At 67.1% G+C, this 13730-nt stretch carries 11 protein-coding genes and 1 pseudogene; 7 read left to right on the top strand and 5 right to left on the bottom strand.

The annotated features are described in order from the left end of the window. Positions 1–470, bottom strand: a pseudogene (locus MMF96_RS18665) (hypothetical protein); the annotation flags it as partial. Positions 471–508: 38 nt separating this feature from the next. Next, a complete protein-coding gene (locus MMF96_RS18660; protein WP_256884390.1) occupies positions 509–1129 on the bottom strand; it encodes a DUF6318 family protein in 621 nt (206 codons plus the stop codon). Positions 1130–1562: 433 nt separating this feature from the next. On the opposite strand from MMF96_RS18660, the gene MMF96_RS18655 reads away from it, so the two are divergent. The 6 genes from MMF96_RS18655 to MMF96_RS18630 all read left to right on the top strand — a co-directional run bounded on the left by MMF96_RS18655 (position 1563) and on the right by MMF96_RS18630 (position 11196). Further along, positions 1563–3302, top strand: coding sequence for a glycerol-3-phosphate dehydrogenase/oxidase (locus MMF96_RS18655; protein ID WP_256884389.1), 1740 nt, complete (start codon positions 1563–1565; stop codon positions 3300–3302). Between the two features lie 26 nt (positions 3303–3328). Further along, complete coding sequence (locus tag MMF96_RS18650; protein WP_176615182.1) at positions 3329–3820, top strand: PTS sugar transporter subunit IIA; 492 nt, start codon at positions 3329–3331, stop codon at positions 3818–3820. Positions 3821–3875: 55 nt separating this feature from the next. Beyond that, positions 3876–4709, top strand: a complete 834-nt coding sequence (locus MMF96_RS18645; protein WP_176615183.1) for an SURF1 family protein — start codon at positions 3876–3878, stop codon at positions 4707–4709. A 5-nt stretch (positions 4710–4714) separates the two neighbouring features. Further along, the gene (locus MMF96_RS18640) at positions 4715–5218 is read left to right on the top strand and encodes a DUF3817 domain-containing protein (RefSeq protein ID WP_176615211.1); all 504 of its coding nucleotides are present in this window, start codon (positions 4715–4717) and stop codon (positions 5216–5218) included. 99 nt (positions 5219–5317) lie between these two features. Further along, positions 5318–6907, top strand: coding sequence for a glutamine-hydrolyzing GMP synthase (gene guaA, locus MMF96_RS18635; RefSeq protein ID WP_176615184.1), 1590 nt, complete (start codon positions 5318–5320; stop codon positions 6905–6907). 137 nt (positions 6908–7044) lie between these two features. After that, positions 7045–11196 (top strand): DUF4011 domain-containing protein, encoded by a 4152-nt coding sequence (locus tag MMF96_RS18630; RefSeq protein WP_256884388.1) that lies wholly within the window; start codon positions 7045–7047, stop codon positions 11194–11196. Between the two features lie 113 nt (positions 11197–11309). Here MMF96_RS18630 and MMF96_RS18625 read toward each other — a convergent pair whose 3' ends face one another. The 3 genes from MMF96_RS18625 to MMF96_RS18615 all read right to left on the bottom strand — a co-directional run bounded on the left by MMF96_RS18625 (position 11310) and on the right by MMF96_RS18615 (position 13481). After that, positions 11310–12131, bottom strand: coding sequence for an RcpC/CpaB family pilus assembly protein (locus tag MMF96_RS18625; RefSeq protein WP_256884387.1), 822 nt, complete (start codon positions 12129–12131; stop codon positions 11310–11312). A gap of 256 nt (positions 12132–12387) precedes the next feature. Further along, positions 12388–12705, bottom strand: coding sequence for an FmdB family zinc ribbon protein (locus MMF96_RS18620; protein WP_176615186.1), 318 nt, complete (start codon positions 12703–12705; stop codon positions 12388–12390). Positions 12706–12851: 146 nt separating this feature from the next. Beyond that, entirely contained in the window at positions 12852–13481 is a 630-nt protein-coding gene (locus tag MMF96_RS18615) for a 5-formyltetrahydrofolate cyclo-ligase (protein ID WP_256884386.1), read from the bottom strand. A gap of 95 nt (positions 13482–13576) precedes the next feature. Between MMF96_RS18615 and MMF96_RS18610 the strand changes: the two genes are divergently transcribed. Next, on the top strand, positions 13577–13730 hold a 154-nt coding region (locus tag MMF96_RS18610), incomplete at its 3' end, for a sugar phosphate nucleotidyltransferase (protein WP_256884391.1).

Genomic DNA, 13730 nt, shown 5'->3' with positions numbered 1-13730 from the left:
CGGAGGGTGTGGGGGCCGGGTTGGGAGCCGACGGTGGCGGGTTGGACGGGTGTTTTTTGGAATTCGTGGCTGATCTGCGCGGCGATCTCGGCCAGGATGTCGCGGGGTTTTTCGGTGTAGATGCAGGCAGGGCCCGAGTCAAAGCGCCATCTCGGTGGATTAGCGTTTCTCAGTGAGTGATACCACCAAATGGCGGCACCACCTTTAGCTTTTGAGCAGTCCGGCAGGCTCGCGGCACATTCGGGGTAGATCCCGTCATCGCCGGCAAGGCAAGCAAGGCGAAAATCGTAAATGTACGGGTCTTGCGGTCCGGGCGAGGGCGGTTGGCCCCACGACTTTTCGTTTCCGGGCAATGGCACCCATGCTCGGGTGTCAATGCCACCACGGTTCCAGTCCGCTGTCGCAGGGTCATCTTTACCATTCGGAACCGTGGAGTTCGCACCGCTTGTGGACAACAATAGAGCCATCATGAATACCCCGTATAGCCGTTGAGTCTTCAGTCTGAGGTTCATTTTGAACTGCCGGCAAGATGCTCAACGGTCAATGCGCGCCATTGCTCGCCGTCGTGTATGGCGACTACGATGTCGGCGACCGCCTTGGTTACGCCCATGTTTTTTGCGAGGGACTTGTCTGCCCTAAAGAACTTGACCTGTTGCTGTCGGACTTCTGTGATCGCTTGGTAGCTGTGGTCGGGTTGTTCGACAAATGAACTCTCGGAGGACAATACAAACATTTGGCCGCCTACGATCCAGCGACCCTCTGAATGCCATGGAATCACGACGTTTTTCATTGAGGTGCAAGTTTCACAGCCCGCGTCGCTTATTTTCATCATCGGGTCGGCATTGCCGGTCTCAAAGGCGTAGCCGAGGGTGGAGTACCAGTAGGTGGCGAAGGCTTCGAGTCCGGCCTTGGAGAATTCCTTGGCCTTGGGGGGCAGCACCGGGACGGGGACGTTTTGCGCCGGTCCGTTGGCGGTGGCGGGCTTGTACACCGGGGTGGACGACGCCGTCGGCGCCGCCGTGGTTGGAGGAGCCGCACCTGTGGCCGATGCGCTGGCGGGGCTGGGTGCTCTGTTCGGTGGCGAGTCCGTGCCGCACCCGGCGAGGGCGAGCACTGCGGCAAGGGCCACGGCCGGCAGGGTGGCTCGTCGGCGCCCACGCCGCAGCAAAGGCCTTGCACGCAGTTTTCGCCCTGCCTGTCGGTGCTCGTCGCGGTGATGCGAGTGTGGCTTGCTGGTCGTCATGCGGACCCCCGGGTGCGTTGAGGAGGGACCCTGCATTGCTGGAGCCCCGTTTCAGCTAGACAACAAGCTACCCCAGATCCTCGAGCCCGGCTATAAGTTATCCACAGCCCCGCCCGGCTGCCGGAGCCTTCCCGGAGACAGCCCCGGTTGCAACCGAGCGTCAGCCGAAACGCCCCCGATTGCAACCGAGCGTCGGTAGTGGCTGGTAGTGGGGGAGGGATGGGGGCGGGTCCACAGCGGGTTTGGTCCCCCTGCCTTTCTTGGCGGCAACCGCGTAAGGTTTTTGGTGTCAGCTAGTCGTATCTCCAGGAGGTCCGCAATGTCCGTTTCAGCCCATCCCAACGGCAATTTGGGCCCGGCAGCACGCGAAGCGAACCTCTTGGCGCTGAAGGGCTCGTCCGACCCCGGCCAGGAGTTGGACATACTTATCGTTGGCGGCGGCGTGGTGGGTGCCGGTGCGGCCCTTGACGCCATCACCCGGGGGCTGACCGTCGGATTGGTGGAAGCCAACGACTGGGCGGCGGGCACGTCGTCGCGGTCGTCAAAGCTGATTCACGGCGGGTTGCGCTATCTGGAAATGCTGGATTTTGCCTTGGTGCAGGAGGCCCTGCAGGAACGCGGATTGCTCATTCAGCGCATCGCGCCGCACCTGGTCCGTCCGGTGCCGTTCCTCTACCCGCTCTCCAAACGCTTCTTCGAACGCCCCTATGTCGGCGCAGGCATCCTGCTGTACGACACCCTCGGCCTGACCAGCGGCAACAGCCGCGGCCTCCCCATGCACAAGCACCTCACCCGCAGGGGCACCCTCCGCGCGGCCCCCAGCCTGAAGGATGACGCCATGATCGGCTCCATCCGCTACTACGATGCCCAGGTTGACGACGCACGCCTGGTCACCAACGTCATCCGCACGGCCGCCAGCTACGGCGCCCACACCGTCAACCAGACCAAGGTGGTCGACTTCCTGCGCGAGGGCGAGCGCGTCGTCGGGGCAAAGGTGCAGGACCAGGAAAACGGCGAGGAATTTGAAATCCGGGCCAAGCAGGTCATCAATGCCACCGGCGTCTGGACCGATGAAACCCAGGCCATGGTCACGGACCGCGGGCAGCTGAAGGTGCGCGCCTCGAAGGGCATCCACCTGGTGGTGCCCCGCGACAGGTTCCAATCCACGGTGGGCCTGATCCTACGGACGGAAAAGTCGGTGCTCTTCGTCATCCCGTGGGGGCGGCACTGGATCATCGGCACCACCGACACCGACTGGAAGCTGGACAAGGCCCACCCCGCAGCGACGAGTGCGGACATCGACTACCTGCTGGAACACGTCAACAAGGTGCTCAAGCGCCCGCTGACGCGGGAGGACGTGGAGGGCGTCTATGCCGGCCTGCGTCCGCTCCTGGCGGGCGAGAACGACTCGACGGCCAAGCTGTCCCGGGAACACGTCGTCGCGCATCCCGTGCCGGGCCTGGTGGTGGTGGCCGGCGGCAAGTTCACCACTTACCGTGTCATGGGCAAGGATGCCGTGGACGAAGCCGGCCGGGCACTCGATGAGAAGGTCCCGGACAGCTGCACGGAAACCATTCCGCTGCTCGGCGCCGACGGCTACAAGGCGGCCTGGAACCGCAGGCACCGCATGGCCGAGCAGTCCGGCATCCACATCGCCCGGGTGGAACACCTGCTCAACCGCTACGGCTCCATGGCCCGGGACGTGCTGGACCTGATGACCGAGGACCCAAAGCTCGCCGAACCGCTGCCGGGCGCCGACGATTATCTGGGTGCCGAGGTTGTGTACGCCGCCACGCACGAGGGCGCCCTCCACCTCAACGACGTGCTCACGCGCCGCACCAGGATCTCCATCGAGGCGTGGGACCGCGGGGTGTCGGCCGCCCCGGTCGCCGCTAGACTGATGGGGGACGTTTTGGGGTGGAGCCCAAGCCGCGTGGACAACGAAGTGGCGCAGTACCTGGCGCGTGTTGAAGCCGAACGGCTCAGCCAGCAGCAGCCCGACGACGTCACAGCCGACGCGGCACGCCTGGGAACCCCGGGGATCGTGCCGCTGACGTAGTCGTAGTGCAGAGACGAAAGGTACTGATGACACCCGGTTCGCTTGAGCGGTATGAGACCGAACTGACCAACCCCGGCCTGGTGATTTTAGAAATGGAAGCCGGCTCCAAGGATGATGCCACCGCCCAGATGGCCGCGAAGCTCTTCGAACAGGGCAGGGTCAGCGACCTGGCCGGTTTCCTGCGCCACGTCAGCGCGCGCGAACACCAGATGGCCACCGGCCTGCCTGGCGGAATCGGCCTGCCGCACGCCCGCAGCGACTACGTCACGCAAACGTCCATTGCCGTGGGCATCACGAAATTCGGCTACAGCCTGGACTTTGGCGCCGTCGACGGTCCCGCCACCGTGGTCCTCCTGGTCGCCACTCCGGCAAACTCGTTCTCCGAACACCTGGAAGTCCTCGCCACCCTCGCCCGCAGCCTCTTCAAGGAGAACTTCCGCGAATCCCTGCGCCGCGCCCACGACAAAGAGGTCATCGCCGAGCTGATCAACTCCACGCTGGTGTTCTTTGACCACTAGGCGTCGCCTGCCGGCGCATTCGTTGTTCTACACGGTTACGAAGTAACGTTGTAGTGTGTTAAAAACCGCCGTCAAGCCCAAATGGATTGCAGCCCTGGTCTTTGCCCTGGCCGTGGCTGCCGTCTTTGTCCTGCTGAGCCAATGGCAGTTTTCCCGGTCGACGCAAACAGACGTTGCCCCGCCCTCCGTCACCGAAAAGGTGCAGCCCCTGGTGACGACATTGCAGCCAGGGCATCCGATGCTCGGCAGCGAGGAGGGACAGCTGGTGACGGCAACGGGACACTTTGACGCCTCCAAGCAGGTGGTGGTCCAGTCCCGGGTGCAGGACGGAAAAACCGGGTACTGGGTTGTCACGGCGTTTGTCGTCGATGGTGCCGTGAAGCCCGCGGGCCAGGCCGCCACGGATGAAGTGGTGATCCCCGTGGCCCGCGGCTGGATTCCGGACGCATCGGACGCCAAGGCGCCACCGGCCGGAACCGTCCACCTCGAGGGCCGCCTCCTCAACTCTGAAGGCCCGGTCCTTGCCAAGAACCTGCCGGAGGGGGAGGTCAGCGCGCTGTCTTCAGCCGAACTGACCAACATCTGGCAGGCCACCACGTACGCAGCCTTTGTGGTGTCCTACCAGGAAAAGGTCAACGGGACCGACGTCGGCGCTGCCGCCAGCCACGGCGACCTGGTGCGCATCACCGTGACGGCGACCGACCAAAACGGCAAGGTCAACTGGCTGAACATCTTTTACGCCATCGAGTGGGTGGTATTCGCCGGGTTTGCCGTCTTCATGTGGTGGCGCCTGGTGGCCGACGAATACCGCCGTGAACAAGACGAACTCTTCGGCGTCGACCGCGGCGATGAGGCAGTGGAACAAGACTTAGGAGAGTCAGCAAAGTGAGCGAAATGAACCCGGCCCAGCCGAAAGACGCCGCGGCAGGGACCACCGGCCCGAAGGCCGCACCCAAGCGCAGGTTCGGCGGCACGCCCGCCCAGATCCTCGGCGCACTGAAGTTCTACAAGGTACTGGCCTACTCCACCGGCACCATGTTGCTGCTGCTGTGCATCGAACTCGTGGTCCGGTACGGCTTTGACAGCGTGCTGATGGCCGGCGGGACCAACTCCATCACGGGCGCCTCGCACGGTTTTGGCTTCGTGGGGGCCGACGGCGTCATCGCCGGCGGGGTGAACATCTCCACCCTGGTGCTCATCGTGCATGGGTGGATGTATGTGGTGTACCTGATTGCCGACTTCCGGCTGTGGTCGCTGATGCGCTGGTCCTTTGGCCGGTTGGTCCTCATCGCCCTGGGCGGCGTGGTCCCCTTCCTGTCCTTCATTGTCGAGGGCCGGATCCACCGCGAAGTCCTGGCCGAGGTGGCCGCCAACCCCAAGGCCGGCAAGCGGTACTGACCTGGACTGGGCAGGGCGGCCCGGGCGCCGGTGTGAGTGCCCCGTCACGTGGCGGCCCGTACGGGCCGCCTGCCGGATGCCGTGGGTTAAGATTGAACCGTGACTAATCCCGCTACGGCCCAGACTTCCCAGAAGCCCGTCCTGGTTGTGGACTACGGTGCCCAGTACGCCCAGTTGATTGCACGCCGTGTGCGTGAGGCCAATGTGTACTCGGAAATCGTGCCGCATACCCATACAACTGAGCAGCTGCTGGCCAAAAACCCGGCTGCCATCATCCTCTCCGGTGGACCCTCCAGCGTCTATGCCGACGGCGCGCCCAGCGTCGGCGCGGACCTTTTCGAAGCCGGCATCCCGGTCCTGGGCATTTGCTACGGCTTCCAGGCCATGGCCGCGGCCCTGGGCGGCACCGTCGCCAAGACGGGCTCGCGGGAATACGGTGCCACCAACGTCACGCTCAGTGGCGAAGGCCGGTCCATCCTCGCCTCCACCCCGGCGTCGCAAAACACCTGGATGAGCCACGGCGACAGCGTCCAGGAAGCGCCCGACGGCTTTGACGTGCTGGCCTCCTCGGCAGGAGCCCCCGTGGCGGCCTTCGCCAACGAGGAAAAGTGCCTCTTCGGCGTGCAGTGGCACCCCGAGGTCAAGCATTCCGAATTCGGCCAGAAGGTGCTGGAAAACTTCCTGTTCAACGGCGCCAAGCTGGAACGCAACTGGACCACCGGGAACATCCTCGACGAGCAGGTCGAACGCATCCGCGAACAGATCGGCGACGCCCAGGTCATCTGCGGCCTCTCCGGCGGCGTCGATTCCGCCGTCGCCGCGGCCCTCGTGCAGCGCGCCGTGGGCGACCAGCTCACCTGCGTCTTTGTGAACCACGGGCTGCTGCGGGAAGGCGAGGCCGAGCAGGTCGAGCTCGACTTTGTCGCTTCCACCGGAGCCAAGCTGTACGTCGCCAACGAACAGGACCGCTTCCTGAACGCGCTCTCCGGCGTCTCCGATCCGGAGACGAAACGCAAGATCATCGGCCGGGAATTCATCCGCGCCTTCGAGGAAGCGGAACGGGCCATCATGGCCGAGGCCGCCTCCGATGGCGGGGAAATCAAGTTCCTGGTCCAGGGCACCCTGTACCCCGACGTCGTCGAATCCGGCGGCGGCGAAGGTGCGGCGAACATCAAGAGCCACCACAACGTGGGCGGCCTGCCCGAGGACCTGCGCTTTGAACTCGTGGAGCCGCTGCGCGCCTTGTTCAAGGACGAAGTCCGCGCCGTGGGGGCCCAGCTGGGCCTGCCCGCCGAGATCGTGGGACGCCAGCCGTTCCCCGGCCCCGGGCTTGGCATCCGGATCGTCGGGGAAATCACCGGCGAACGCCTGGAACTGCTGCGCAAGGCGGACGCCATTGCCCGCGCCGAGCTGACCGCTGCCGGCCTGGACGACGAGGTCTGGCAGATGCCCGTGGTGCTGCTGGCCGATGTCCGCAGCGTCGGCGTCATGGGCGACGGGCGCACCTACGGCCACCCGATCGTGCTGCGCCCCGTCTCCTCCGAGGACGCCATGACCGCCGACTGGTCGCGCCTGCCCTACGACCTGCTCGCCAGGATCTCCAACAGGATCACCAACGAGGTGGACGGCGTCAACCGGGTTGTCCTGGACGTCACGTCCAAGCCGCCGGGAACGATCGAGTGGGAGTAATCACCCTTACGCCCCGCTGGAGGGCTCCGATAGTCCGGATTAGGGCTTAATTTGGCGCCCTCCAGTGTGCCGGACCGGCATTGCAAGTTTGGGGCGCTAGCCTGAATTGCATGTCAGTATGGTCAAGACCGTTCCGAATGAGCGCAGAGAAGAAGGCATCCGTGTCCGACGTCGCAGGTCCCGATGAGGGCTCCATCGAGCTTCAAACCTGGCTTGCGGGACTCGACAGCTACGCAGGACCGGATACCGCCCTGGCCTTCAGGAAGACTGAAGCCGGCTGCATCGACCTGACCCACGCGCACCCGTCCGGCCTGGCACAACTGCTGGCGGGCCGCAAGACTCGCCTGTCCACCTTGATCCGCGAACCGGAACACTATTCGTCCGCGAAGCGGGCCGCCGCCGCGCTCCGCGCCAAAATCTTTGAGCTGAGCACGGACCGGGGGATCGACGTCGGCTACCTCGCCGCCGGGCTGGCCCGCTGGTCGGCAGTCGGCGGCCCCAACAGCGGTGAGGTCTGCGCGCCGGTGCTGCTGGCCGCCGTCGCACTTACCGTGCGGGCCGGGCAGGACGACTACGAGCTCCAGCTCATGGAGCAGGCCCAGCTGAACCCGGCCTTGGTGGCCCACCTTGCCCAGAACGCCAACATCTGCGTGGACGCGGCCGCACTGGGGCGCCTGGCCTACAGCACCGCACGCTTTGACCCGGCACCGGTGCTGGACAAACTGCGCAACCTGCTGGCCCCCATCGCCGGCGCCACCGTGGAACCGGACCTGCTGGTGTCCACATTCGCGTTCCTGGCCGGGAACCTCAGCGACCCGGCACTGCTTGCCGGGACCGAGCTTCTGGACCGGCTCCAGCGCAACAGCGAAGGCGACGTGCTCCCGGTGGAGCTCGAACCCGACTTTGCCCGGTTCACGCCGCTTGACGAGCGCAAGCCGGAAGATGAAATCCTGGTCCGCGACGCCGATCCCCAGCAGCAGTATGTGTTGGACCTCATCGGCGAAGGAGAATCCGTGCTGGTCTCCACCCCGCCGGGCACGGGACAGACGCAGACGGCCATCAATGCCATCGCCCAGCTGGTGCACGACGGCAAGAGCGTGCTGGTGGTGGGGGAGCGCCGGAGCACCCTCAACGAGCTGGCCCAGATCCTGGGCAGCATGGACCTGGACACCCTGCTGCTGCAACTGAGCGCGCAGACCGGCCCGCAGCAGATCAAGTCCCAGCTGATCCGTGCCATCACCCGCAACGAACGGGCCGAGGAGCCGCGGCTGGCCAGCCTCCACCAGACGCTGGTGGACCACCGGCACCAGCTGGTGGACCATGTGGCGAGCCTGCACAACGTGCGTGAACGCTGGGGCTGCTCGCCCTACCAGGCCATGCAGTCGCTGGCCGAGCTGACCTCCATCCACCCCGCACCCGCCACCACGGTCCGGCTCAAGCGCAGCGTCCTGGACAGCATCAAGGAACGCGTCGAACTCAGCGGGCGCCTGCGCCGCGCCGCCGAGCTGGGCTCCTTCAGCAAGGCGGCCGTCGGCAGTGCCTGGCACGGGGCACGCCTGGTGACCCGCAAGGAAACCGAGGCTGCGTACGCCCTGGCCGAGGAACTGTTCAAGGAGGTCCCCGCCTTCGCGGAGAAGATGCGCGAAGTGGCCGACTTTGGCCAGATCCGCCCCGCGGACACCTTTGCCGGGTGGGGACGCCAGCTCGACATGCTGGTGGCCATCCGCGAAAGCCTGGACAAGTTCAAGTCGGACGTTTTTGACTGGCCCATCGACGAGATGATTGCCGCAACCGGAAGCGCAGCCTGGCGCCGCGAACGCGGCATCGACATGCCCGCCCTGCAACGGGCCCGCTACCGCCGCAACGCCAAGGACTTTGTCCGGCCCGGGGTGCACATTGCCGACCTGCACCAGTCGCTGATTCAGGTCAGCGAACAAAGTGCACGCTGGGCGGAAGCCGCCACCAGCAAACGGCACCCGACAGTGCCGGCCGGGCTCGCCGAGCTGAACCGCAGCTACCGGGACCTGAGCGGGAAGCTCAATACGCTGGGCGCAGCCTTGGAGCGCACCGTCGACGGCGGCGATCTCGCCAACGCGAACGGCGGCGAACTGGTGGGCCGCCTGGACGCCCTCGTCCAGGACAAGGAGTCGCTGGCCACCCTGCCCGAGCGGACGCTGCTGCTGGAAAGCATGCGCGAACAAGGACTCGGGGAACTGCTTGACGACCTCGCCAGCCGCGAGGTGGGACCGTCGGAAACCCGGGCCGAACTTGAGCTGGCCTGGTGGCAGTCCGCCCTTGAGGCAATGATCAGCGGGGACGACTACCTGGCCATGTCCGACGGCGACAAGCTGCGCCGCCTCGAGGCCGAGTTCCGCCTGGCGGACCAGGCGCACGTGGCCTCCGGCCCCGCCCGGATCCGCTGGAAGCTCGCCGAGGAGTGGCGCCAGGTGATTGCCGGGCGAAACCGCCAGGGCGAAATGCTGCGCAACGTCCTCAAGGACGGCCGGGTGTCCCTGGAAGCCCTCGGAATCCAGGCCCCGGACCTGCTGAAAAACCTGGTGCCCGTGTTCACCGCCAGCCCCCTCGTGGTGCCCTCGGTAATCCCGGCCGGGTTCCGCTTTGACACGGTGGTCATCCTCGACGCGGAGTCCACCTCGCTTCAGTCCGCCTTGCCGGCCATTGCCCGGGCCGAGCAGGTAGTGGCGTTTGGCGACGAACAAACTGCCTGCCCCCGCAGCTTCACGGTGGCCGTGGGCAGCCCGGCCAACCGGTCCCACGAGCACCCGCTGGAAAGCGTGTTCGGGGCACTTTCCCGTGTCCTGCCCCGACACCGGCTGACGGTCGCCTACCGCGCGGTTGATGAGGACCTGGTCCTGCAGCTGAGCCGAGGCTTTTACGATTCCCAACTCGAGCGCCTGCCCGACGGCCGCGCCGTCACCGGGCTGGAACGGTCGTTGACCGTGGACTACCTCCCGGACGGCAAGGGGCTGCCCGGCACCGGCGACGGCGGCGTGGAATCCGTGGTGGCCGAGGTCAACCGCGTGGTGGACATGGTCTTTGAACATGCCCGGGTGCGGCCACGGGAGTCCCTGGCGGTCATCACCGCCAGCAACCGCCACGCCGTCCGCGTGGCGCAGGCCATCCGCCTGCAAATGGCCAACCACCCGCTGCTGGCAGGCTTCTTTGAATCCGGCCCGGAGTCGTTCCGGGTTGTCACGGTGGACCGTGCCGCCGGGCTCGTCCGCGACCGCGTGATCTTCTCCCTGGGCTACGGGCGCACCCCGCATGGCCGGGCCCTGCACGGCTTCGGTCCGCTGTCCGAACCCGACGGCCGCGCCAAGTTTGCGCTGGCAATGACCCGGGCCCGCCACCACAACCACATCATCACCTGCTTCCGCCCTGAGGACCTGGACGAGAACCGGCTCAGCCACGGAGCCGTGGACTTCTTTGAATTGCTGGACCGCGAGCTGGCCGGAAACTCCCTGCTGGGAAGCCCCGCGACCCGGGCCGAGGACAGCGAACGGGAAACCGGCGAGGACCCGCTGGTGGCGGATTTGGCCGACCGCCTCCGCGCCCGGGGCGCCAGGGTGTGGCACCACTACGACGGCGCCCTGGACATTGTGGCCGCCCCCGACCCGGTGAGACTGCTGGGACGCCAGGACCACGAGATCCCCGTGCCAGTGGCCGTGGAATCCGATGGCACGGCCAAATACCGCACCATGAGCGTGCGCGAGCGCAGCCGGCTGCGCCCGCAAATGCTCGAACGTCTCGGCTGGCGCTATGTGCCGTTGTGGACCATCGAAGTCTTTACCGACCCTTCCAGCTGCGCCGACCAGATTGGCCGGTACCTGGATTTGGTGTCCACAGCCGGCGACGACGAACTGCCCTCGCTGATGGGCACGGCCCTCGACACGTCGATGACGGCCGTCATCGATTCCCCGCGTTCCCGGCGCCGCTCGGGGGCGGGGGACCAGACGCCGCCTGCCGTGCAGCGCCCCGGGACCGGGGCAACGGAGCCCCACGGCGCGGACGCAGCCGAAAGCGGCGAAGCAACAAAGGCACGTGAAGAAAGCAAGGACACGGTGGGCACTCCCGGGAAGAACACGAACACCGGCAAGAAACCGACGGGCACGCAGGCACCCCATGCAGCTCCGGGGGCCGTGGCGGACGACGCCCCGGTGCTGCCCACAGTGGCACCGAATGACGACGACCACGCCTGGGGCGACGACCGCCGCGACCGTGGACACGACGAATGGCTGCGCGAGAACAAGCCCCCGCACTGGGGCTAGCAGTTTGGAACGGCGGCGGCGCTGCCGGGCAGTGGTGCCGGTGCGGGCCACTGCCCGGGTGGCTGGACGCCGATTGCATCCGCGCCGGCAACGGGTCCCTGGGCGGCACTGCCTCATTTGACCAGGACCAGGAAAATTTTCCCGCGCGCCGAGGCTCCGGCGAGCTGGAGGGCCTGGTCATGCGTCGCGGCGACCACCACAAGCCCCTCTGTGTCCTGGACCGGCAGCAGCCCGCCACCAGGGGCGGACAAGGCAGGGGTCCAGAGCACGGCCACAGAACGTGCCAGGAGCTCATTCTTCATCGGCCCGTCAAGGCCCGTTCCTGCACTGAGCACCACATCCACCTGCTGGCCCTGGCGCAGCAGCTGCACGGTGGTGGGGTCGGTGAGCCGCAGCGGAACGGCCTGGCTGCCGGGTGCTGCGCCCACCAGGAGTCCGTCGCCGAGCAGGGCCGCATCCGTCACCACCTCACCGCGGCGGACGGGTCCGGACAGCCGCATGCCGACCCACGTGGGTGCGTGCCCGCTGCGGGAAGCGACGGCGGCGCTGCTGGGCGGCCCCTTCACGCCCTGGCCTGCCGAAACTTCCGAGCCCGGAGGTGCCAGGCTGCCGGCGGGCATCATGGCCGGGCTGACGGCGGCCGCCGTGAGGTCCGCCAAGGCCAGGACGTGGCCCGCCGGGAGGTCGCGGGCAGCCACCAGCACCGGGGCCGTGGCCGGGGGAGCGGGTGTGAGTTGTTGGACCGCGATGGCGGCGGCGGCACAGAGCAGGAGGGCCGCGGCGAGCCGGCGACGGCGCCGGACCCAGCGCCACAGCCGGTGGGGTGCTGGGGCGGGGTGCGGCCGGGCGGACCAAGGCCGGCCCCATGGCGCTGACGAGGGAGGGGCGTTGTATCGCTGCCGGCTGCGCCGTGCGGGGCTGGTGGATGACCTCATGGGGCCACGCTAGGCGCGCCCCGGATGCGTGGGCAGGGGCCCGCTGCGGGAATGTGGGCAACGGGCGCCTCACCGCCGGCTGTGGAGGGATAAAGACGGGCCGCAGGGGGATATTCCACCACGTCCCGGAGTCCATCGGGCCGGCGTCGCAGGGCCGGTCAGCTTGTCAGCCAGACTGCCGGGCCCAGCCGGGCCTCAGGGGTCCAGCCAGGCCTCAGTGGTCCAGCCGGACCGCCAGCCGGCCTGTTTTGTACGGTTAGCTGGCGACCGGGGCTGCGGCTTTGGCCGTTGAACTTGAGGTGGCGGACGCGGAAACGGACTCGCTGCCGGTGCTCCCCGAAGCGGCCGTGCTGCCCGCACCCGAGGCGTTGCTGGCGGCCGGAACAGTGCTGGAACCAGAGCGCGAATCGGTGCGGTAGAAGCCGGAGCCCTTGAAGACGACGCCAACGGAGTTGAACTTCTTGCGCAGTTTTCCGCGGCATTCGGGGCAGACGGACAGGGAGTCGTCACTGAACGACTGCTGGATGTCGAATGCATGGCCGCAATCTTTGCAGGCGTACGCGTAAGTGGGCACTGGTTTCCTCCTGGATGCATGCGAAGGGACCGCAGTTGCCGGTGCAGTGGTGCTTGCACTGGCTGGCAGTCCTAGGTCCCGAGTGCTAATTCTAGCACCACTTACCATAACGTCCCGGGCACGTTACTTATTTCACAAGCCTTGGTTTACCGCGTCGCAGGGCGGGCCGGGCTCCATCCGTCGGGGGTCACCAGCCAGCCGACGGGCTGGTCCAGCACGTCGTGGGGGAGGACGCCCGCGGGGAACACCTCCCCGACGTGGACGACGGCGGCCGTCGGCACTGCGCGTCCACCGCCGGCAGCGTGGGCAGCCCGGGCGGCAAGAAAGCGGTCGTAGTAGCCGCCCCCCTGGCCCAGGCGCACGCCCGCCGTGTCCACCGCCAGGGCCGGCAGCAGAATGCCGTCCACCGCACCCAGCTCGGAGAAAGCCAGCCGCGGGCCCACCGGCTCCATGACAGGGGCCAGGTCGCTGCGGGCCAGCTCCACGCCGGGGGTCCATGCAGTCCAGGACAGCCCGTGCCCGGGTTCGCACACGGGAACAAAGACCGGGTGACCGGCGGCGAAGAGCGTCTCCAACAGCGGGCCGGTTCCCGGCTCGCTGCCGGAGGAAATGAAGGCGCAAACCATCCCCGGGGAACTGCCCCCGCGCAGCTGCGCGGCCCACCCGGCCCCGGCGGCAGCCAGGCGGTCGGCGGCGAGGCGGCGGGCGGCGTCGTCCATGGATAGGCGGGCGGCGCGCAGGCGCGAACGCCACTCGGACTTGGTGCGGGGTGTCATGGGCGGCCTGTTCGGATGGGACGGTGCGTGCTTCACCTGCCCAAACTAGCAGGACGCGGGGCAGGGAAGGGGGCGTTATCCGCTAGCCTAAGAGCATGACTGATGTTTCACGTGTACGTAAAGCCGTTATTCCTGCGGCCGGGTTGGGGACCCGTTTTCTCCCGGCGACGAAGGCGATGCCGAAGGAAATGCTGCCCGTGGTGGACAAGCCGGCCATCCAGTACGTGGTGCAGGAGGCCGTCAGTGCCG

It is taken from the genome of Arthrobacter sp. STN4 (assembly GCF_024539665.1).
Lineage (GTDB): Bacteria > Actinomycetota > Actinomycetes > Actinomycetales > Micrococcaceae > Specibacter.
This window is presented reverse-complemented; position numbering and strand designations above follow the sequence as displayed.